Source organism: Mucilaginibacter kameinonensis (genome assembly GCF_003675385.1).
In the GTDB taxonomy this organism is placed as follows: domain Bacteria; phylum Bacteroidota; class Bacteroidia; order Sphingobacteriales; family Sphingobacteriaceae; genus Mucilaginibacter; species Mucilaginibacter kameinonensis.
In genome coordinates this window covers 692039-712027 of sequence record NZ_RCWZ01000003.1, presented here as the reverse complement: position 1 = coordinate 712027, position 19989 = coordinate 692039, and the positions used below count along the sequence as shown (strand labels likewise).

The following is a 19989-nucleotide window of genomic DNA, read 5'->3' as shown; positions in this document are numbered from 1 at the left end:
TCCCATTCGGGCAGTCTTTTTTTTGTTGTTACTGTCGCAAATTGCAGATAGCCATCGTAATATCAATTAAAACCTTCACTTTATGGTAAAGCCTGTATTGAAAATTAGAAAATTAGCCACTGTCCTGCTGGTCGTGGCTTTGTTCTTTCTGGCTGCCTGTAAAAAAGATAAGGCCCAGCAACATGTCGCTTCGAAAAATACATCCCTTTTTGGCCAGTGGTATATCCCAATAAAGGAGGGAGAGCAAGGTCGTTACTTAATTTTCGCGTCGGATAGTACCTTTTTGCTTGCCGATGTGACTTATAAAAATGGTAATTCAACAACTGTGCAGTATACCGGTAAATTCCATACAAAGGGTGATGGCCTAAACATAGTTATCGCTAAAAAAACGGTAAGCGAGAGTGGTAGTGTCATTAGTACTGAGTCTTCTGACGCTCAATTTTACGTGAACTCGGCATTTCTTGTTGATGACCGTAAATTGACGCTGAACTACGCCGATACTAATGGAGCTCCTTTGAAAAGTGTTTTTGCAATGGTGCTTCAGGATAAAGTTATTTAATTTGATTTGATAGTTTGTTTTTAGCACCCCGGCCGGGGTGCTTTTTTGTTTTATGCTTTATCAATTTCACCGGCAACCCGCTGTGCCGAGCGGATGCATGATTCCATTCCGCGGCTTAAATTATCGGCATAAGTACCGGCAAAATAGATTCGTCCGTTGGGTTTCATGATCTGGGGCCAAAAGCGGTGCATCTGACCTATGGGGAATGGTTCCATCTCGCAGGCGGGGGCGAAAGCGTCGCGTGTCCAGTCTTTGGTTAGGGCTTGTTCAATAGTATCATGCTTACCCGGGTAAACCTGCCTGAAGGCATCCAGTACCTGCTGTGGTGTGAGGCCGCCTGGGCCGTAAGCTTTCAAAATGACTTTCTCGCTGCCAACTTCATTGGTTTCTTCCCATATGGATGATATGTACGGATGCTCAAATTCCATATTGATGCTTTTAAAACCATCATCCAGCCAAAAGCGACTGCTTGCTTCAAATACATAAAACGGGTGTGATGAATAGGTGGTGCGGTTAACCACGTATTGTTTTTCGGGTGAGAGGGGCGGTGAAAGCGGGATAGTTTTAAAAATGGGCAGCGTAATACAATTTACCAGGAAGTCGGCACTCATTTCCTGTTCGGCTTTGCCGTATGGTTTGTATTTTACTGTGACGCCTGTAGCCGAATGGTTGATTGCTGTTATCCGATGGTTTAGTTTCACTCTGTTCCCAAGGCGTTTAGCGAAGGCGATGGGCAGTTGTTCATTGCCGCCTTTTAAATGGTAAGTGTCGCCCTCAGAAAGCGGAATACCCCGCGACTCCATAACATAGGCCCTCCAAAGATGATACAAAGCCGAAGTCCGCTGACCGCCTAAATAGCCAAGCGCAGCCACGGATGCCCCTTCTTTTTTATAGAGTTCGCTAACAGTAATTTTATCGAGATCGTCATACCTTACGCCAAAAGGCTGATACGGGTCTGTAAACTTGCCGCTATAATTTTTCAGGTAGAAGGAACTTAGTGCATAAAAAGGGTTTTCTGCCAGGAATTTAACCTCCCGTTCATTAAAGCCCATTTTTTCCAATAGAGCGGGGCTCTTCATTTCATCATCAGTGTAAAATTTACCGCCAACCATACGCAAACCGTTGCGGTTGGGCGCTGCGGCCGAACCTTCTGCATGAGGATAGGGTAGGGCTGTAAGCTTAAACGCATCAACGTATTCAAAAAACTTTTCGTAACCCGGTTTGGTGATATGGTCGGCACCATAATCGGCATATAAACCATCTGATAAGCCGTCTCTTCCTGTAAAAACATGACCGCCGTACCGGCCATCGGCCTCTAATATAGTTACATCATGACCGGCTTTCATTAATTCATATGCGCAGCAAAGGCCTGTAATGCCAGCTCCGGCAACAATTACTTTTTTGTCAGATGTCGGGCTGGTGCTATCAGGGGCTATGACCTTTGGATTATCAAATTGTTGGGCGCTCAATAATTGCGGGGCGAGGACAGTACCGGCACCGGCCAGTATGGTATGTTTAATGAATGATCGTCTTTTAATATCTTTCATAGGTTAACGATGATTTGACGCGGAATAGCTTTCAATAAATTTAGGATTATTTGGCTATGATTATTTGCGTCAATTCAACTTTAAGGTTCCGTTAACCGGATGTAGAAGTATTGTAGGGAAACAAAAATGCCTGCCCGTAAAAACAGGCAGGCCCCAGACAGTTAATATATTATAGGTTCGGCAGATATCTATTTACAATGCAGGTGTTAACCCTTTGCGCTGGCTCTTCAGTTTAATTGCCTGGAATATCATAATGATTATAAACAGCACTAACAAAGTCATAAGTCCTGTTTTTACTATGGGCGAATCAGGGCCGTCAGCCAGGGGCTGTTCAACCGGGAGCCTTGTTAATGTTTCAACTACGGCTGGCACTAAGGAAAAGAATAAGGTGGCAGTCATGCCTATGGTTTGTACATAATCTGCTTTGCTGCCGAAAATGCGTAATGATGGTGCATAATAAACGATGGGAAACAAAATCAAAACAAGGAACGACAGATTATGAGCACTACTCAGATGACCGGTTTTCATTACCAGGAATGAGGTCAAACAAGCCAATACGGTAAAAATGCCGTAAAGCGTACCGTTTTTGGTTTTAGGGGCGATTTTCCCATCCTGAAATAAAGCGATAAAACCAACAGCAACACCTACAAGGCTTATTGCCGTATGAATAACTCCGAATGTTGATAAATGATTTGGCATAAGAGTGATTTTTAAGGTTAATGATATTTTGAAAATTGATTTGCTTACTAACAATATCAGTTAACCAATCGCTGTGCCTGTTTTGTATGTTATTGATAATGAGTAGCTTGATTTTGTTGGTGACTTTTCGATGACGATATATCGTAACGATTTGCTGCCGATGACGGAATGCAGTAATTATCAGTTACTTAAACATTGCTACAAACTTTATTTGTAAGGGAGGGTTAGTATTTATATAGCGCACTAAATCTGAAACAAATGTTAAGCATTTATTACAAGATCTGGGTTGATGCCATTACACAGGAAAGGGCAAAGAAAGGGGCAGACGGTAATTGGAAAGCGTTTACCATTATCTCCATGTCGTTAATTCAGGGTGTTAACCTGCTTACGCTATTGTTTATTCTTCGCTTTTTTACTGATATCCCTATCCTTTTTACTATAGACCTGACCAGGGATAAAGCCATAAACGCGTTTATTGCAGGCTTATTGGTATTTTTTATCCCATTTGCGATATTGAATTACCTGCTCATATTTTACAATCAGCGTTATGATAAACTGGTAAACTTATATCCCAGCCGTAACAGCAAGCTATATCGTAATTATGTTTTGATAAGTCTGGGTATCATTGTGATACCGTTCATATTCAAAACAATTTTTTAATGAAGAGGGGATAAGCTTAAACGCTTATGATCTGATTTTTGATAGCGAAAAGTACCATGCCCGTTCTTGATTTAAGCCCGAATTTTTGAAACAACGATTCCCGGTAATTGTCGATAGTGTGGGGGCTCAGGTTCATTTCATCAGCAATTTGCCTATAGGTAAGCTCCGAACAGCTTAGCTTCAGAAAAGTGAGCTCGTTTGATGTGAGTTCCTTCGATTTGTCGGCCGGAGTGTTTTTATTTTGCATAGTATGCAGCAGTTTCCCGCTTACAAGTTCATTAAGGTAATAACCATGCTTTTGGATGGTTTGCATTGCGTAAACCACATCTCTTATTTTTGATTCCTTGAGCATATAACCAACAGCACCGCTCCTGAGCATGTTGATAATTGGGCGGTCTTCGTCAGACATGCTTAGTGCCAGTACCTTTACAGCGGGATGATTTGTCTTTAGCCAGGCCGTGGCTTCGTAACCATCCATCACCGGCATAGTGATATCCATGAGTATAATGTCTGGCGAGGGGAACTTTTTGATCTTGCTGATCATATCCTCTCCGTTTTCGGCATCAAAAACAACCGTAACCTCCTCAAAATCGCCAAGTAAACTAATCATCCCTTGCCTGAACAAGGTGTGGTTATCGATAATAGCAATTTGTATAGGCGGGGTCGAAGTCGAGGTTTGCATTAATTATAGGTTATATCTATTAACCGGTGTTAAAAAAATGCAAAATAGGAAAAATAATGTACTTGTATTTCATTTTATTATCCGTTTTGAACTAAAAAAAGGGTGATATCACCCTTTTTGATTTTTAATGCTTCAACGAGATTTGAGATATTAAGAAATGCTCCAAATTTTGAATTGTACCCCTGAAAAATAACAATGTGAAGTATCTAACGCCAATGAAAAAGCATCAGAAATATTAAAAAGATAGCTCAGATGATAAACCTAAATTAAGGGAAGCCCTAAACCTTTTTGCTTAATTATTAAACATTGATGTTACCCATTGTAGAGGCCATTGGCCTCTACAATGGGTTCTTTGTTTTAAAGGCGCCTATCTTCTTCTTTGATGGGCACATCGTTGATGCTGGCATAACGTTTTTGCATCAGACCGTTTTCGTCAAATTCCCAGTTCTCGTTTCCATAAGCACGAAACCATTCACCATCGGCGTTGTGGTACTCATACTCGAAACGTACGGCTATGCGGTTATCTGTAAAGGCCCATAGTTCTTTTTTTAGTTTATAGTCGAATTCTTTTTGCCATTTACGCGTTAAAAACTCAACCACCTGTTCGCGGCCGTTTATAAACTCCGAACGGTTACGCCATTCGGTGTCGATTGTATACGCTAAGGAAACCCTTGCCGGATCCTGGCTGTTCCAGGCATCTTCGGCTAATTGTACTTTTTGAGTGGCTGTTTCAAAATTAAATGGGGGGAGTGGCAGCTTCTGTTCCATGATGGTAATAATCTAATTTGATACATCAAAGTTAAGATGAGGCTGCCTGGTTTTATGGTACTATTTACGGTTCCTTTGGTATTAAGTATGCTTTTTTTAAATTAGATAACGCTTCGCAATCAATTTATTACCTGCTTAATCATGAAAGCCAAAACAACAACAACAGTCGCACTTGCAGATTCGGCAGGTGTAGATGTGTACATGAAAAAACTTGATCACCCGCTTAAGGATGTATTGGAGGCTTTAAGAAAAATTATCCTGAGCGCTGACAGCGGAATAGGTGAGCATATCAAATGGAACGCGCCAAGTTTTTTGTACATCGGCGAAATGGGGCCTTTTGATATTAAGGAATATAAAAGGTATGTGATTGTTTCAAACGTGTTTCAGAAAGATTGTATCCGATTGGTATTTCCTTCGGGAGCCAGGATCAACGATACATCCGGTTTGCTTTCCGGTGATTACGCCGATGGCCGAAGACTGGCCTTTTTTCATGATATGGAAGAAGTCGCCGCGAAAGAAGAGGCTTTGAAAAACGCGGTAAAAACCTGGTTGGCGATATTGGATAAGTAGTAAAAGCGTTATGATTAAATTCATTCAGCATATCAAAGAGCTTAATGTGGAAGCTGTTAAGGCCATGATCGGAAAAGACCTGAGGTGGCTTACCTGGGCGGAAGACAGTGGTAAAAACGCGCTTCATTATTTATGTGGTGTTGAAATTGCCAAACGCCCGGCAAACGCTGAAGATAGTTTGACGATACTTAAACTTTTGCTCGCCGGCGGTATGGATCTTAATGCCGTGCACCAGATAAAAGAAGAATGTGGCTTTTTTCCTGCTACACCACTCTGGTATGCCTATACCAGGGGCCGAAACGAACTATTATACAAGTATCTGTTGGCAATCGGTGCCGACCCGGAACATTGTATGTACGCCATAACCTGGTACAATGATGTTGAAGCTGCTGATTTGTTTAAAAGCTATGGCGCGCAAACTGATAATGGTATTGGAAACGATACCCCGTTTATGGCTGCCTATAACTGGAAACGTTTTGAAATAGCCGAATGGTTTTTAAAGAATGGCGCTGATGTAAACTTTGCAGATAAGGATGGTAATACAACACTTTTTCATGCCGTGAAACGCAAGTACAAGCTTGACCAGATTGGGCTGTTGCTGAAATATGGCGCCGATTTTAATATAGAGAATAAGGATGGCCTCTCTGCTAAGAAATTGGCGCAGCAAAACAACCAGGCAGGGGTTTTGAAGTTGTTTCAGAAGAATAATTCATAAATGCGTCTCTACAAAAAATTACATCCAGGCCAAACACCCCATCAATATCATCAGCTTACTTACTTTGCTCGGCAGCGTGTCAAAATGTTTTTTAAACGCGGCAGTAAAATGATGTGCGTTTTTATAACCCACAGTCTCGGCAACTTCGCTAACACTGCACCCTTCTTTAAGTAATTTATGGGCGAGGCTCATCCGGCGTTCGGCCAGGTAACCGAAAACAGTATGGCCGAATAAGGCTTTGAATCCCTTCTTCAGTTTAAAATCATTAAGACCTGTTTTGCGTGAAAGCTCGGTCAATGAACAGGGGTGTTTTAAATTTTGTTCAACGATATTCCGCGCTTCCAGTAAACGGGTTTTGTCCGCATCGCTAATAATAGGGTGTGTGGTTGTTTCCTCTGGCTGATGCAGGTTAATCAATAAATCTACTATGCCAGCCTCAAGCAACAGCCGTTTTATATAAGGCGTTTGATTATTGTCTAAAATATTTTTGCTGATAGATTGCGCCTTTGTCGTCAGATCTTTTTTTATCAGATGATCAGGATATTTTTTTGCATCTGCAGGCAAAGTTCCCTGGGCAGATAGCTTCTCTATAAATAATTCATCGATACATATTGCCAGCATGGTACTGTTGACGTGAATTAATATATTGACATTCAGACTTGCCCGGCAGGCGGAAGAGCAATTGCCCTTGTTCATTCTTATCAATGTTCTTCCGGTATCTGCCTCCAATTTACCATCCAATGCAAAAAACAGGATTCTGCATGGCTTAGGGTAATCCAGACTAATAGTGAATGATTGAGCAGAATGAAGAACACTGTACACCGCACAGATACCATCAAACCAGCATTCATCTACTTTAATCCCGCCATCGGTAAGTGTTATCTCATGATGCCTCTTTTCTAAACATGATGCTGCATTAAAACCTTCCGGATAGGTCAATTGAAGACGGTTGGTTTGTGAAACAGGAGTAAGGGTTATGTGCATAAAATCCGTTTAGCGTTGTTTTCAATCCGTTTGGCGTTAACCAAACATGATAGCTATGCCACAAATTTGCATCATTATTTTTAATTAGTCTAAATAAATGAAAAATATTCTTCCTTTGGTATTTGTATTGTCTACTTCAACTGCTGCCTTTGCGCAGCGCGACACAACAAGGAAGGATAGCACTAAACAACTGAAAGAAGTAGTAGTAACCGGTACCCGCACCGCGAAAAGCTTGCAGCAGGTACCTATCCCTATAACCCGCATCACATCCGAAGAAATAAAAAACCGTGGACTGGTACGTCTGAACGAGGTTTTATCGGAACAAACCGGCATCAATATTTTAGATGATCCGCATGGGCAGGGCATCCAGATCCAGGGTTTCGATCCGGCTTATACCCTCATCCTGATAGATGGCCTGCCGCTTATCGGTCGCAGCACCGGTATCCTGGAGCTATCAAGGATAACTACCAATAATATCGATAGAATAGAAATAGTTAAAGGCCCTACATCTTCCCTTTACGGCTCGGAGGCAATGGCCGGCGTAGTGAACATCATTACCGCCGAGCCAGCCAAAGGCTTTTCCGGCGGTGTAGCCGGGCGATATGGTACCAATAAAAATGCCGACCTTTCACTGAACTCGTCGTACAAAACAAACAAATTCTACATCAGCGGTTTTGCCAACCGAAACAGCAGTGGCGGCTATAGTTTACAGCCAGCCTCGGGCATACCAACAGTTTCGCCTTTTCACGGATATACGCTAAATGGTAAAACAGCTTATCGTTTTGATGATAACACCAGTCTGAAATTATCTGTAAGGTATTATACCAATGATCAGGACAGCCGTTTTTCGGTTGATAATAACCGTTTTGCTTCGGGCAAAGGCACCGAGAAGGATTTCAACTTAGCGCCGGTGCTTACCCACAGGTTCAGCAAAAAAGATGTTTCGGTATTGCAGCTTTACCGCTCGGTTTATAAAACAAATTCTGATATCAGGTACGAGGATAATCATGATATTTATGATCAAACTTATTTTACTCAAACCTTTAACCGTGCTGAAATCCAGAACGATTATGCCCTGCAGGATAACCTGAAACTAACTGCAGGCGTAGGCGGCCAGTACGAAACTGTTGAGGCTACCCGCTATACTAAGCAACAATCGTTTACATCTGGTTACGGCTATTTCCAGGCAGATTGGATCCCGGTAAAAAAGCTTGACATTATAGCAGGCGGCAGGTTTGACGTGCACAGTGTTTACAAATCGCAGTTTAGCCCTAAGCTGGCAGCAAGTTACGCGCTTAACGATAAGCTGACCATATTGGGTTCGGCAGGCAAAGGTTATAAGGCTCCGGATTTCAGGCAGCTCTACCTCAACTTTACCAATGCCGAGGTTGGCTACAGCGTATTCGGTTATGAAGAAGCGCAAGCGGGGATAGCCCGTTTACAACAGGAGGGACAGATTGAAACTGTACTGATAGATCCCTCGACACTAAAAAGATTGAATGCGGAGAGTTCAACAGCTTTCAACTTCGGGTTCAGGTATAAACCTGTAGCTAAACTTTACTGGACCGCCAACCTGTTCCGCAATAATATCAGCAACCTGATTGAAACTGCTGCCATCGCCTTGAAAACAAACGGACAATCGGTTTTCTCTTACTTCAACCTTAATAAAGTTTATACGCAGGGCTTGGAAACTGATGTTACTTATCAGCTGTTTAAGCCCCTGCAAATAGGCGGTGGTTTCCAATACCTTGAAGCATATGACCAGGATGTGCTCGACCAGATCAAGGCCGGAAAAGTATTCACCAAAGATCCCGAAACCAATCTCACCAAAGCCCTAAAACGCAGCGATTACGGCGGGTTGCTCGGCAGATCGAAATATACCTACAACATCAGGCTCAACTATAACGAAGAAAAAACAGGTATCAACACCTCAGTAAGGGCTATTTACCGCGGCAGATATGGCTATAAAGACAGCGATGGCAATGGTATTGTGAACCGGGCCGATGAATATACAAACGGCTATATGTTGGTTAACGCATCAGTTTCAAAGCTGTTCATGAACAATGCGTTGCGTTTGCAGGTAACTGCGCAAAACCTGTTTAATCATAAAGATCCGCAGGTGATCCTAAACCTCCCCGGCAGACTTATTTACGCCGGTGTGGCCTACAATTTTAACAAGCAATAATTATTAAACTATCATACATACAACACACATGAACAAATTCAAAACTTTATCATTGGCATTAGGCTCGGCTGTAATATTACTGGCATCATCATGCAGCAAAAACAACGACGATCCAACTCCTGCAGAAAGCAAGCTTACTACTAAAACCATTTCTGATCTTGATGGTGCGTCAAAGGCAACGGTTTATTTCAGCCTTGCTACAGGCACGGAGGTTACAGGAGCTGACACTGCTTCGGCAACCAAGTGGGACCTTAAATTTAAATCGACCAGCATATTTACAAATGGTGGTACATCTGGCACCGGGACAACCCAAGCCCAGGTAGTGAGCAGCACGTTTGAAGCTTTAACAACGGCCCCAACTGCCGATTATAAAACTGATGCAACGGGTGCTCCTGCCATTTCGGGCTGGTATACTTACACTGCGGAAACCGCTCCGCAGCACGCCATACTTGCTACTCCAGGTAAAATATTCGTGATTAAGACAGCCGATGGTAAATATGCCAAAGTAGAAATGATAAGCTATTACAAAGGCAATCCAAACACTACAACTGCTGCCTTTGCTGATCTTACTACCAGGCCGGCATCACGTTATTATACTTTCCGTTACGCTTACCAGGGCGACGGAACAACAAGCTTCAAATAGACAGGTTTTCTTTGGTTGGTTAATTATGTCGGAGGCCTCCCGTAAGGGAGGCTTTTTTGTTTATACTTGTTTTATGGAAACTCAAAATGCAGCTTACTATATACAGTCGCTAAATTTATTACCTCATCCCGAAGGTGGTTATTACCGGGAAGTATTCCGTTCGGCAGCAGAGGTTAACCGGATTGGTACTGCTGAAGTAAAACAAGCCTGCACTTCTATATATTATTTGCTGGAGAATGATGATTTCTCCGGTTTTCACCGCATCGCCTCTGATGAGAACTGGTATTTTCATAAAGGGCAGCCGTTAATTATCCGCGTAATTGAAAAAGATGGCAGTTTGGCAAGCCTTGAATTATCTGACGAAGGTACCGGCAATTTTTCGTTGGTTGTACCGGCAGGATTATGGTTTGCTGCCGAGTTAAAGACAGGCGAGGGTTTTACCCTGGTGAGTTGCGCCGTGGCGCCGGGTTTTGATTTCAGTGAATTTGAAATGGCTAAAAAAGTGGAATTAGTTTCGCAATATCCTCAGCATGAGGTTTTGTTAACAAGAATGTGCAGGGAATAGCAGGTTGAGGTAGGAGGCACCTACGGAGCCTTGATTTTGTTTCTGTTTGCCTATAAACATGATACTCCTACGGAGTGTTGATCACTTATTTGTTTAATTACAGATAACCAAGTAAAGCATATACCCGCGTTTTCATTTTACTCTTCTACGGATAAGCCCACCCAATTAATGATGGTATCGCTGCTAAAAACTCCGTAGGAGTACCCTGTTTATAGCTAAGGCTTAAATTTGTAGTGGCTCCATAGGAGCCTCCTAATCTACGTGTAAACATCGCCATTTTAATATTCGCAATCCGCCCATTTTATTTAATTTTGCCGAATGGATTTTATTATTGAAGCAGCCGTAAAAGCAGTTAAACAATTATACCAAACTGACATTGAACCGGCCGCCGTTAGCATACAGGAAACCCGTAAGGAGTTTGAAGGCCAGGTAACCATTGTAACCTTTCCGTTTACCAAATTTTCGCGCAAAGGGCCGGAGCAAACCGGTATCGAAATAGGTGAATACCTTAAAAACGAATTGAAGGAAATTGCATCCTTTAACGTGATCAAAGGTTTCCTTAATCTTTCTATTAGCGATGAATACTGGATTAGCCAGTTATATAATAATATTACTGCCGATGATTTCGCGGTAGCAAAACCAAATGGCGAAAAGGTAATGGTTGAGTATTCATCTCCCAACACCAATAAACCTTTGCACCTCGGCCATATCCGTAACAACTTATTGGGTTATTCGGTTGCTGAGATCTTGGCTGCCGATGGTTATGAGGTGATCAAAACCAATTTGGTTAATGACCGCGGGATCCATATCTGTAAATCCATGCTGGCCTGGCAAAAGTTCGGCAATGGCGAAACTCCTGAATCATCAGGCATGAAAGGTGACCACCTGGTAGGTAAGTATTATGTTGCTTTTGATAAAGAACTGAGAGAACAGCTCAAACCTGTTTTGAGCGAAATTTATGATAAACATGACCTTTCGGCCTTTAAAGAAAACCAAAAGACTAAGATTGAGGAGTCGTTAGCTACCATAGCCAAGGTTAAGGAAAAACGCGCGCAAACCGACGAGGCAAATCAAAAGTTAATAGGTGAGCTGAATGAGAAAATTGCCGCTGAAGAAGATAAGATCAAAGAGATAGCCAAGAACGCTACGCCTATCATGATTGAAACCCAGCAGATGCTGCAAAAATGGGAAGCCGGTGATGAAGAGGTAATGAACTTGTGGCACACCATGAACGGCTGGGTGTATGCAGGCTTTGCCGAAACCTACAAGCAACTGGGCGTTGACTTTGATAAATACTACTACGAATCGAACACTTACCTGTTAGGTAAGGATATTATTGAAGAGGGGCTTGCAAAAGGCGTGTTCTTTAAAAAAGCCGATAACTCGGTATGGATAGACCTTAGCTCAGACGGGCTTGACGAAAAGCTTGTTCTTCGCGGCGATGGTACTTCGGTTTATATTACCCAGGATATGGGTACCGCCCAGTTGAAATACAATGATTACCATATGGATAAGTCCATTTATGTGGTAGGTAACGAGCAGGATTATCACTTTAAAGTGTTGTTCCTGATACTGCAGAAACTGGGTAAAAAGGGGGCCGATGGCTTGTTCCATTTATCGTATGGTATGGTTGACCTTCCTTCAGGGAAAATGAAATCACGTGAGGGTACGGTGGTTGATGCTGATGATTTGATGGCTGAGATGGAAACTACTGCCAAAGAGCAAACCGAGGCCATGGGCAAGGTTGATGCTTTTAGTGAAGACGATAAAGTTGCGTTATATCATACTATTGGTATGGGCGCGCTTAAATATTTCCTGTTAAAAGTTGATCCTAAAAAGCGCTTACTGTTTGATCCTAACGAATCAGTAGATTTTCAGGGACATACCGGACCATTTATTCAATATACCCACGCCCGTATCAAATCGGTATTAAGCAGGGCCAATTATAACGCTGGTATTAAACCAGCGGTTGCCGAATTGGCAGATGTTGAGCGCGATTTGATTGTATTGCTTAATAAATACCCTGAAACAGTTAAAGAAGCCGCTAAGAGTTATAGTCCGGCAGTAATTGCCAACTATGTATATGAGCTTGCCAAAACATATAACAAGTTCTATCACGAAAAATCGATATTACAAGCCGAGGACGAAGATTCAAAACAATTCCGTTTAGCCTTGTCTGCATCATCAGCTAAGGTGATCAGCAAAGGGATGAAGCTATTGGGCATCGAAGTTCCCGAGAGGATGTAGCCCCCTAACCCCCTGAAGGGGGAATAATGAATGTTAATTAAAACGCCCCGGGTAAATAATAATATCTGGGGCGTTTCTTGGTTTATAGCTCCCCCTTTAGGGGGCTGGGGGGCGAGGCTACCTCCAATATCCCTTCACCCAAACGTACCCGCGATTGGTTGGTTGCCAGTGGCCTTGTACGTAAACACGGTTATAACGTGGTCGTGCATAAAAGCCCTGGCGGTAAACGTAGTGGTTGCCGCGCCAAACCCATTCGCCGGGTACCCAAACCGCATTAGGGTAGGGAGCCACCGGGCGAACATAAACCGGTTCAGCCGGGCGCTCGGTTACATAAGCCTGGCTTGAACATGATGCAAATAATGAGCCCGTTAAGGCAAGTACTATTCCTAATTTAGCAATGGTTTTCATTTTTAGATGTTTTTAGTTATTCGCTATAATAACTATTGACAACATCTAACATCGAAAGTTTAACCGGCTTTAAGCCCTGAATTTATCGGCCACAACCAAATCCTTGCTGCCTGCGGTGTATTTATAAAATCCACTGTTGGTTTTAGCCCCTAAGTGGCCCGCTGTTACCATATTTACCAATAGCGGACAAGGGGCATATTTAGGATTGCCAAAGCCATCATGCAATACCTTTAAAATGGCAAGACAAACATCCAGCCCAATAAAATCGGCCAGTTGCAGCGGACCCATCGGGTGGGCCATGCCAAGCTTCATTACGGTATCAATTTCCTGCACACCAGCAACGCCTTCATACAAGGTGTAAATAGCCTCATTTATCATCGGCATTAAAATGCGGTTGGCTACAAAACCCGGGTAGTCGTTTACTTCAACCGGGTCTTTGCCCAACGTGCGTGAAAGTTCCATAATGGTTTCGGTAACGGCATCAGTAGTAGCATAACCCCTAATCACCTCAACAAGCTTCATCACCGGTACCGGGTTCATGAAATGCATGCCTATTACATTGCCCGGTTGTTTGGTAACCGAAGCAATTTTAGTGATGGATATAGATGAGGTATTGGATGCAAGGATAACTTTATCGCTGCAAATTTCGCTGAGTTGTTTAAACAGTTTGAGCTTTATTTCCTGGTTTTCGGTAGCGGCTTCAATTACAAGGTCGGCATTTTGAGCGCCTTCGGCCAAATCTGTAAACACGCGGATGCGGCTTAGGGTGTCGCTTTTCACATCTTCGGTGATAGTTCCTTTTTTTACCTGCCTGTCCAAATTATTGCCGATGGTTTGCAGGGCTTTGCTCAGGGCATCATCGCTGATATCAACCAATGACACTTCAAAGCCATGCTGCGCGAAAGTGTGGGCAATACCGTTGCCCATGGTGCCGGAGCCAATTACTGTAATGTTTTTCATAGTATGAATTTACGAAACCGGCAAATATCGGTTTATAAACAGCCGGCGTTACAAGGTAATAAACTTACCGGCCTCTTTAACAGTTTTTTTGTTGATAGTGTCTAATTCTGGAATCTGCCCAAGATCAGCCACTTCAGAATAATCAAGGATATAACTTTTAGAATAAATATCCTTATCTCCGTTAAAAACCACGCCCATCACCGGGATACCATATTTTTTTAGCGCATGTAATGAAAGCAGGGTATGGTTAATACTACCTAAATAGTGCTTGCTTACCAATATCACCCGTGCATTAAGTTGTTTAATGAGGTCGATGATCAGGAAGTTATCGTTTAACGGCACCATGAGGCCACCTGCTCCCTCTATGATCAACTGGTTATCTGTTTTTGGCAGAACGATGTTTTCCAGCTCTATAGTCACCTTATCAAGAGCTGCAGATTTGTGAGGCGAAAAGGGCTGTGTAAGCGCGTAAGCCTCGGGGAAAAACTGAGTAACTGGATTTGAGATGAGGCTTTTAACCTTCAGGGTGTCGCTTTTATCAAGGTCGCCGGATTGTATGGGCTTCCAGTAATCAGCGTTTAACTTTTCGGTTAAAATAGCCGAAACCAAGGTTTTACCTATCCCGGTATCAATACCGGAAATAAATATCGGTTGCTTATCAGGCATGTAATAGTATAAATTTGTTAAGAGTTACAGTCAGCAAAGTTAAGTCATTTTCTGTATTAAAACTATGCAGGCAAATCCTGATCCGCTCAGTTCCCTGTGCAACTGTAGGGCTTAAAATGGGCCTTACATCAAGGTTATTCATTTGCAATTGTCTGGCCGCTTCTCGGGCCATTTCATTGCTTTTGAGTACAATACATTGAATAGGGCTGTCACTATTTAGCAAAGTAAAATTTTCGCCTGTGTTTACTTCCTGTTTAAATAGCCCGATGTTTCGTTTCAGGTTAGTGATGGCTTCGCCGGAGTTTTCCAATAGCCGATAAGCCATTTTTATAGCAGCAAGTTGATGAAATGATGCTGCCGTAGTATAAATAAAAGAGCGTGCAAAATTTACCAGGTAGTTGCGTAAATAATTACTGCCGAGTACTACAGCTCCGTGTCCCCCCAATGCTTTGCCAAAAGTTACTACTCTGGCAAAAATCCTTTCTTGCAGGCCAAGCTCACAAACCAGGCCTTTAGGATATAAGCCTACCGCGTGGGCTTCATCAACAATCAGTGCTGCATTATATTTTTCAGTCAGGGTGAGAATCTCAAAAAGGGGAGGAGTATCGCCATCCATGGAGTATACGCTTTCAATAACTACGTAACAGTTGCCTTTGGCTATTTTTAGCTTGGATTCCAAACTTTCCAGATCATTGTGCCGGAAGCTGTAGCGATTGGCATAACTTAATCTCGCTCCATCAATGATGGAGGCATGTACCAGTTCATCTAAAATAATTGTATCGCCACGCTGCGCGAGGGATGAAAGCAGACCGAGATTAGCGTCATAACCCGAATTGAAAAGCAATCCGGCTTCGCTTTGGTGATATGCGGCAATCTGTTTTTCGAGATCTTCAGCATATTTTATATTCCCCGATAGTAACCTTGATCCTGCGGCGCCGTTGAGGCTAAGCGGATGGCTGTTCACCTCATGGGCGATATTTTGCTTTAAAACAATAGAATGGGCAAAGCCGAGATAGTCGTTTGAGCAAAAATCAACCAAGCCGTTTTCTGGCTTCAGTTGGCGGTAAGTACCCGATTGCTGCCGCTCCTGCAATTTGCGTTTTAAAAAATCTTCGGCTGGTTCCAATATATTTCGTTTTGTGCAAAAATAAAAAAAGCGACCATTGGTCGCTTTTTTCTATGTGATAATGTTTACTGGCCACCGCCACCCTGGCGCATGCGGTCCATTCTTTCCTTCATTGCTTTGTCGTAAGCCGCAGCTTGGTCGGCTGTTAAAATAGCTTTGATCTTGGTGTTGGTTGCTTCCATCATTGGGCGCATTGCAGAGCGCATAGCGTCCCTGTCGCCATTGGCTGCGGTACGTACGCTGTCCATTTTGGTAGCCTGCTCTTTGTAAACTGCAGTGATCTTTGTTGTTTGATCGTCTGTTAATTTAAGCTGAGTTTGCAAATCTTTAGCTCTTTCTTCAGGGCTTTTCCTCATGCCGCCTTGCGCATGGCTGGCTGCAGAAATTCCTAAAAGGAAGCAGCACATTAACAATAATTTTTTCATAGCTTTTTTATTTTATTTACGTTTTAACAGTATGATAAAGATATATCGTAATGGTTTAAAAAAGCTGATGTAACTTAATTGTTGCCTTGCTGTAAATTAGATATGGAGCGCTGCATCTGGGCCATCATGCTGGTAAGGCTTTCCATAGTAGGCGCAGGTGATGGCTCCGGTAACTGCGTTGAAATATAACCTTTGGCTTTCCATAGTTCCAGCACGTCTTCGCCCGATATTTCATATGGTTCGTAAACCGGGTTGTCAGAAATAAGCTTTAACTTTTTGTTCTCTTTAAATTTATTGCCAATGCGCTTATAAACCACGCCGTCGTTCTTAGATATTACTACGTAGGTTTCGCCGCTTTTTACATCGCCCCAATTTTCTACATATTCACCTATTATAATAGTACCGGATACAAGCGGTAACATAGAGTCTCCTTTGATTTCAAAAGCGCGGTAGGTACCCTGTTTAAACATAGGCAGATAAAACTTGGGGAGCTGGGCTACGTATTCAGGGTCGGCGTAACCATTAAGGTAGCCGGCGCTGGCTTTTACTGGCACCATTTCTATATTTTCATTTTCTTCCTTATCAACAGAAATACTCAGGATCCGCAGGTTGGCAGGGTTACCTTTGGGTTTTGGCTGCCATTTTTCGTTGATGGTTTCGTTAATGAAGTCATCAATAGTAACATCAAAATAGGTTGCTAATGTTTTTAGTAAGTCATATTTAGGGTCAGCCCGATCTTCTTCGTATGCACCTACTAATGAACGTTTTATACCTAATTCATCCGCGAATTGCTGTTGTGTAAGCCCTTTCTTTTTGCGGAGAAACTTAATATTTTGTGAAATTATTGACATAAAATTTGGATTTGCTAAATTTATTAGTAATTTTATGCTCATAAAGTTAGTAATAATTATCCGTTCACCAAATTTTTTATCATAAAATGAAACGTTTTGTTTATATCATCACCGACAGGAACCGTAAAAATTTACATGTTGGTTTATGTTCAGACCTGATGAAAACCATCCAGTTTTACAGCGAAATGCCAACTTTGTTTTTTGACAACGCGCAGCAGCTTAACCGTTTGGTTTACTTTGAGGAGATCAATACCGAAGAGCAGGCTATGGAACGTTTTAAAGTGGTGAGTACTTATACACGCCCACAAAAAGAAAAAATGATCAGATCTGTTAATGCTGATTGGATAGATCTGACCATTGGGTTAAAATATGAGCAAGGTTTACGCGTAAGGCCTCAATTGCGCCCATCGCTGAATGCTAACCGCAGGGTTATGGCTTTTTAATAAATTTTAAAGCCCCTGAGTTCATGCAATACCTTTTGCCGCCGCGGTCGGCAGGGCCATCGTCAAACACGTGGCCAAGGTGTAAGCCTGTACTTTTTTCGATAACCTCGTCGCGGCTCATGCCGTAGCTGTTATCAGTAACTATTGCTACTTTTTTCGGGTCGACAGGTTTAACAAAACTTGGCCAGCCCGTGCCGCTGTCAAATTTATCATCCGAGGTAAATAGGGTGTCGCCGGTTGCGGCACTTACATAAATGCCTTTTTTGTGATTCTTCCAATATTCGTTCTGATAAGGCGGTTCGGTACCGCTTTCAACCATAATATGGTATTGATTGGATGTAAGTGTTTTTTTCCATTCGGCAGCAGGTTTGCTCAATTTGCGTTTGGTATCCTGTCCGTTTGTATTTTGACATCCTAAGGCCGTCAGGATGCTTAAAGCCATCACTGCTAAAATGAATGTTTTCATAACTTGTATTTTTGATGGTATTTAAAACCACGCTCCTTTTTTAAGGGAAGGAACTTTTATATACTATAACTCAAATACGTAATTATAGTATCGGGAGATTGTCATCAGAGGGTATGTTTATATAATCTTCTTTTTAGGCACCAATACCTTACTCACCAGGTGTATAATGCCGTTGTTTTGTTTAATGTCAAACTGGCTGATCACGCTTTTACCTCCATTGCCGTCAACCAAAACTATATTGTTATTGCTATCTATTTTAGCGAACAGTTTACCGCCCGAAAGGGTAGTAAACGTAGCCATGCCTTTTCCCTTGCTAATCTTTTTCTGAATGTCTTTTGCTTTGAGCTGCCCTGCAATGGCATGGTAGGTAACCAGGTCGGTAAGCTCCCAGATGTGCGCCGGTTTGGCAAGCGAATCAAATCTGCCGGTAGGCATATCGGTGTATCCCTCATCAACAGGTACAAACATGGTGATTGGTCCGCGGCTGGTATAGGTACGGGTTAGATGGGTTTTTAATATAAAAAGATAAAACGTGTGGATATAGGGCACTAATGATATATTTTTTACAATATCATTATTAGGAAGCATGGTTGCCCCTGTTGGGATGTTATTGCTTTTATCTACGGTTTGGGCCAGCAATATCGCCGGGCAAAACACAGTAAATATAAATAGCAGTAACTTTTTCATAGTGTGTAGGTTATAGGCTAAACATACAAAATATAAATAGGTTTTTGAAATGCGTAGCGGGTTGCAGATTATAAGCTAACTTTGTTTACCTATGGAAATCTTCCCCACGCAATACTCAACCTTATCGTCGAAAGCGCTCAATGTAAAACTTCAGGAACGTTATGGTTTAAGCAATACTACCTGCAGGCTATTGATCCGTAATGTGAGCGATACTTACATTATTGAGAACACGACAGAAAAATTCATTTTCAAAATTTATCGTGATGCGCACCGGAAGCTCGAAGAGATCAGGGGAGAAGTAGAATTATTGAACACCCTGTTTCAACGCGGCGCAAAAGTATCGCGACCAATTCCTGACAAGAATGGTGATGCTATACAAGCTTTCAACGCGGCGGAAGGAACACGCTATGGCGTCTTATTTTCTTGGGCGCAAGGCAGCGTTGTTTATGCCATGAGCGATGCTCAGCTTGGAACTGTAGGCCGGGAGATGGCGGCTGTACATCATATAACTTCATCAATTGAGCTTAGCCATCATCGTCAGCAGTATTCAATAGAAACTGTTTTCGTTAATCCGTTAAAGATCCTTGAGCCTGCATTCGCGGGGCTGGAAGATGATTATGCCTATCTAAAGCAAACTGCGGCGGAAGTAATTGAGCGATATAATCAATTTGACGAGAGTTTTAGTTATGGCTATTGTCACTTTGATTTCATGCCTAAAAATTTTCATTTCAACATTGATAATGAGATAACCTTTTTTGATTTTGATTTCGTGGGAAAAGGACTATTGGCCTACGATATTGCTTCTTTTTTTGTTCACTACTTTTTAGAGTTTACCTACGGTAAAATCACAGAGCAGGAGGCGCGTGATGCCTTCGGGATCTTTGTTGATAGTTATCGTAAAGTACGACCGCTATCAAACGCAGAAATTGCCGCTATTCCATATTTAGGTTTTGGTTTCTGGCTGTTTTACTTTGGCTTTCAGTGCGAAAACTTTGATGACTGGTCCAACTTGTTCTGGGGGCCTAAGTTTATGAAAGATCGTGTTGTGCTGATTAAGAAATGGATGGATACGGCACATATTTTATTGCCATGAAAAAAGATATAAAAGAAAAAAGCGGCCGATAAGCCGCTTT

Annotated in this window: 23 protein-coding genes; 10 read left to right on the top strand and 13 right to left on the bottom strand. The window is 42.3% G+C overall.

Features of this window, described 5'->3' with window-relative positions:
* The first annotated feature begins 82 nt into the window (after window positions 1-82).
* Window positions 83-559 (top strand): hypothetical protein, encoded by a 477-nt coding sequence (locus EAH55_RS16215; RefSeq protein ID WP_121810557.1) that lies wholly within the window; start codon window positions 83-85, stop codon window positions 557-559.
* Window positions 560-609: 50 nt separating this feature from the next.
* Here EAH55_RS16215 and EAH55_RS16210 read toward each other — a convergent pair whose 3' ends face one another.
* The gene (locus EAH55_RS16210) at window positions 610-2106 is read right to left on the bottom strand and encodes a flavin monoamine oxidase family protein (RefSeq protein ID WP_121810556.1); all 1497 of its coding nucleotides are present in this window, start codon (window positions 2104-2106) and stop codon (window positions 610-612) included.
* Window positions 2107-2298: 192 nt separating this feature from the next.
* Window positions 2299-2805, bottom strand: coding sequence for a hypothetical protein (locus tag EAH55_RS16205; protein ID WP_121810555.1), 507 nt, complete (start codon window positions 2803-2805; stop codon window positions 2299-2301).
* Window positions 2806-3063: 258 nt separating this feature from the next.
* On the opposite strand from EAH55_RS16205, the gene EAH55_RS16200 reads away from it, so the two are divergent.
* Window positions 3064-3465: a hypothetical protein gene (locus EAH55_RS16200; RefSeq protein WP_121810554.1), complete on the top strand. Its 402-nt coding sequence runs from the start codon at window positions 3064-3066 to the stop codon at window positions 3463-3465.
* A 16-nt stretch (window positions 3466-3481) separates the two neighbouring features.
* Here EAH55_RS16200 and EAH55_RS16195 read toward each other — a convergent pair whose 3' ends face one another.
* Window positions 3482-4147, bottom strand: coding sequence for a response regulator transcription factor (locus tag EAH55_RS16195; protein ID WP_121810553.1), 666 nt, complete (start codon window positions 4145-4147; stop codon window positions 3482-3484).
* A 357-nt stretch (window positions 4148-4504) separates the two neighbouring features.
* Window positions 4505-4915 (bottom strand): nuclear transport factor 2 family protein, encoded by a 411-nt coding sequence (locus EAH55_RS16190; protein ID WP_114938348.1) that lies wholly within the window; start codon window positions 4913-4915, stop codon window positions 4505-4507.
* A gap of 141 nt (window positions 4916-5056) precedes the next feature.
* Here EAH55_RS16190 and EAH55_RS16185 point away from each other — a divergent pair, with 141 nt between their 5' ends.
* On the top strand, window positions 5057-5485 hold the full coding sequence (locus EAH55_RS16185) for a DUF1801 domain-containing protein (protein ID WP_121810552.1): 429 nt from the start codon (window positions 5057-5059) through the stop codon (window positions 5483-5485).
* Window positions 5486-5495: 10 nt separating this feature from the next.
* Entirely contained in the window at window positions 5496-6200 is a 705-nt protein-coding gene (locus EAH55_RS16180; RefSeq protein ID WP_121810551.1) for an ankyrin repeat domain-containing protein, read from the top strand.
* Window positions 6201-6218: 18 nt separating this feature from the next.
* Here EAH55_RS16180 and EAH55_RS16175 read toward each other — a convergent pair whose 3' ends face one another.
* Entirely contained in the window at window positions 6219-7184 is a 966-nt protein-coding gene (locus EAH55_RS16175; RefSeq protein ID WP_121810550.1) for an AraC family transcriptional regulator, read from the bottom strand.
* A gap of 97 nt (window positions 7185-7281) precedes the next feature.
* Between EAH55_RS16175 and EAH55_RS16170 the strand changes: the two genes are divergently transcribed.
* From EAH55_RS16170 to argS, 4 genes are all read left to right on the top strand, one after another.
* Complete coding sequence (locus tag EAH55_RS16170) at window positions 7282-9369, top strand: TonB-dependent receptor plug domain-containing protein (protein WP_121810549.1); 2088 nt, start codon at window positions 7282-7284, stop codon at window positions 9367-9369.
* A gap of 28 nt (window positions 9370-9397) precedes the next feature.
* A complete protein-coding gene (locus tag EAH55_RS16165) occupies window positions 9398-10012 on the top strand; it encodes an HmuY family protein (protein WP_121810548.1) in 615 nt (204 codons plus the stop codon).
* A gap of 73 nt (window positions 10013-10085) precedes the next feature.
* On the top strand, window positions 10086-10577 hold the full coding sequence (locus tag EAH55_RS16160) for a cupin domain-containing protein (protein WP_121810920.1): 492 nt from the start codon (window positions 10086-10088) through the stop codon (window positions 10575-10577).
* 318 nt (window positions 10578-10895) lie between these two features.
* Window positions 10896-12824, top strand: a complete 1929-nt coding sequence (argS, locus tag EAH55_RS16155) for an arginine--tRNA ligase (RefSeq protein WP_121810547.1) — start codon at window positions 10896-10898, stop codon at window positions 12822-12824.
* A 117-nt stretch (window positions 12825-12941) separates the two neighbouring features.
* On the opposite strand, the gene EAH55_RS16150 is transcribed toward argS, so the two are convergent.
* The 6 genes from EAH55_RS16150 to EAH55_RS16125 all read right to left on the bottom strand — a co-directional run bounded on the left by EAH55_RS16150 (window position 12942) and on the right by EAH55_RS16125 (window position 17260).
* Complete coding sequence (locus tag EAH55_RS16150) at window positions 12942-13232, bottom strand: YXWGXW repeat-containing protein (protein ID WP_112571956.1); 291 nt, start codon at window positions 13230-13232, stop codon at window positions 12942-12944.
* A 69-nt stretch (window positions 13233-13301) separates the two neighbouring features.
* A complete protein-coding gene (locus EAH55_RS16145; RefSeq protein WP_121810546.1) occupies window positions 13302-14192 on the bottom strand; it encodes a 3-hydroxybutyryl-CoA dehydrogenase in 891 nt (296 codons plus the stop codon).
* Between the two features lie 48 nt (window positions 14193-14240).
* Complete coding sequence (gene bioD / locus EAH55_RS16140; protein ID WP_112571952.1) at window positions 14241-14858, bottom strand: dethiobiotin synthase; 618 nt, start codon at window positions 14856-14858, stop codon at window positions 14241-14243.
* The gene (locus tag EAH55_RS16135; RefSeq protein ID WP_121810545.1) at window positions 14851-15984 is read right to left on the bottom strand and encodes an aminotransferase class I/II-fold pyridoxal phosphate-dependent enzyme; all 1134 of its coding nucleotides are present in this window, start codon (window positions 15982-15984) and stop codon (window positions 14851-14853) included. The genes bioD and EAH55_RS16135 overlap by 8 nt, the downstream gene beginning before the upstream one ends.
* Before the next feature lie 65 nt (window positions 15985-16049).
* On the bottom strand, window positions 16050-16409 hold the full coding sequence (locus EAH55_RS16130; RefSeq protein WP_146750042.1) for a hypothetical protein: 360 nt from the start codon (window positions 16407-16409) through the stop codon (window positions 16050-16052).
* Between the two features lie 74 nt (window positions 16410-16483).
* On the bottom strand, window positions 16484-17260 hold the full coding sequence (locus EAH55_RS16125; protein ID WP_121810544.1) for an XRE family transcriptional regulator: 777 nt from the start codon (window positions 17258-17260) through the stop codon (window positions 16484-16486).
* An 86-nt stretch (window positions 17261-17346) separates the two neighbouring features.
* Between EAH55_RS16125 and EAH55_RS16120 the strand changes: the two genes are divergently transcribed.
* On the top strand, window positions 17347-17703 hold the full coding sequence (locus tag EAH55_RS16120) for a GIY-YIG nuclease family protein (RefSeq protein WP_112571944.1): 357 nt from the start codon (window positions 17347-17349) through the stop codon (window positions 17701-17703).
* Here EAH55_RS16120 and msrB read toward each other — a convergent pair.
* The gene (msrB, locus tag EAH55_RS16115) at window positions 17690-18169 is read right to left on the bottom strand and encodes a peptide-methionine (R)-S-oxide reductase MsrB (protein ID WP_121810543.1); all 480 of its coding nucleotides are present in this window, start codon (window positions 18167-18169) and stop codon (window positions 17690-17692) included. The genes EAH55_RS16120 and msrB overlap by 14 nt on opposite strands.
* 117 nt (window positions 18170-18286) lie before the next feature.
* On the bottom strand, window positions 18287-18856 hold the full coding sequence (locus EAH55_RS16110; protein WP_121810542.1) for a fasciclin domain-containing protein: 570 nt from the start codon (window positions 18854-18856) through the stop codon (window positions 18287-18289).
* Window positions 18857-18947: 91 nt separating this feature from the next.
* Here EAH55_RS16110 and EAH55_RS16105 point away from each other — a divergent pair, with 91 nt between their 5' ends.
* Window positions 18948-19949, top strand: coding sequence for a phosphotransferase enzyme family protein (locus EAH55_RS16105; RefSeq protein ID WP_121810541.1), 1002 nt, complete (start codon window positions 18948-18950; stop codon window positions 19947-19949).
* Window positions 19950-19989 lie beyond the last annotated feature (40 nt).

Bases quoted from the DNA above. Each gene is read 5' to 3' on its own strand.
- EAH55_RS16180 (WP_121810551.1), top strand. From the start codon at position 5,496: ATGATTAAATTCATTCAGCATATCAAAGAGCTTAATGTGGAAGCTGTT.
- EAH55_RS16210 (WP_121810556.1), bottom strand. From the start codon at position 2,106: ATGAAAGATATTAAAAGACGATCATTCATTAAACATACCATACTGGCC.
- EAH55_RS16105 (WP_121810541.1), top strand. From the start codon at position 18,948: ATGGAAATCTTCCCCACGCAATACTCAACCTTATCGTCGAAAGCGCTC.
- EAH55_RS16125 (WP_121810544.1), bottom strand. From the start codon at position 17,260: ATGTCAATAATTTCACAAAATATTAAGTTTCTCCGCAAAAAGAAAGGG.
- EAH55_RS16170 (WP_121810549.1), top strand. From the start codon at position 7,282: ATGAAAAATATTCTTCCTTTGGTATTTGTATTGTCTACTTCAACTGCT.
- EAH55_RS16150 (WP_112571956.1), bottom strand. From the start codon at position 13,232: ATGAAAACCATTGCTAAATTAGGAATAGTACTTGCCTTAACGGGCTCA.
- EAH55_RS16200 (WP_121810554.1), top strand. From the start codon at position 3,064: ATGTTAAGCATTTATTACAAGATCTGGGTTGATGCCATTACACAGGAA.
- EAH55_RS16130 (WP_146750042.1), bottom strand. From the start codon at position 16,409: ATGAAAAAATTATTGTTAATGTGCTGCTTCCTTTTAGGAATTTCTGCA.
- EAH55_RS16120 (WP_112571944.1), top strand. From the start codon at position 17,347: ATGAAACGTTTTGTTTATATCATCACCGACAGGAACCGTAAAAATTTA.
- EAH55_RS16165 (WP_121810548.1), top strand. From the start codon at position 9,398: ATGAACAAATTCAAAACTTTATCATTGGCATTAGGCTCGGCTGTAATA.
- EAH55_RS16175 (WP_121810550.1), bottom strand. From the start codon at position 7,184: ATGCACATAACCCTTACTCCTGTTTCACAAACCAACCGTCTTCAATTG.
- msrB (WP_121810543.1), bottom strand. From the start codon at position 18,169: ATGAAAACATTCATTTTAGCAGTGATGGCTTTAAGCATCCTGACGGCC.
- EAH55_RS16215 (WP_121810557.1), top strand. From the start codon at position 83: ATGGTAAAGCCTGTATTGAAAATTAGAAAATTAGCCACTGTCCTGCTG.
- EAH55_RS16190 (WP_114938348.1), bottom strand. From the start codon at position 4,915: ATGGAACAGAAGCTGCCACTCCCCCCATTTAATTTTGAAACAGCCACT.
- EAH55_RS16160 (WP_121810920.1), top strand. From the start codon at position 10,086: ATGGAAACTCAAAATGCAGCTTACTATATACAGTCGCTAAATTTATTA.
- argS (WP_121810547.1), top strand. From the start codon at position 10,896: ATGGATTTTATTATTGAAGCAGCCGTAAAAGCAGTTAAACAATTATAC.
- bioD (WP_112571952.1), bottom strand. From the start codon at position 14,858: ATGCCTGATAAGCAACCGATATTTATTTCCGGTATTGATACCGGGATA.
- EAH55_RS16145 (WP_121810546.1), bottom strand. From the start codon at position 14,192: ATGAAAAACATTACAGTAATTGGCTCCGGCACCATGGGCAACGGTATT.
- EAH55_RS16205 (WP_121810555.1), bottom strand. From the start codon at position 2,805: ATGCCAAATCATTTATCAACATTCGGAGTTATTCATACGGCAATAAGC.
- EAH55_RS16110 (WP_121810542.1), bottom strand. From the start codon at position 18,856: ATGAAAAAGTTACTGCTATTTATATTTACTGTGTTTTGCCCGGCGATA.
- EAH55_RS16195 (WP_121810553.1), bottom strand. From the start codon at position 4,147: ATGCAAACCTCGACTTCGACCCCGCCTATACAAATTGCTATTATCGAT.
- EAH55_RS16185 (WP_121810552.1), top strand. From the start codon at position 5,057: ATGAAAGCCAAAACAACAACAACAGTCGCACTTGCAGATTCGGCAGGT.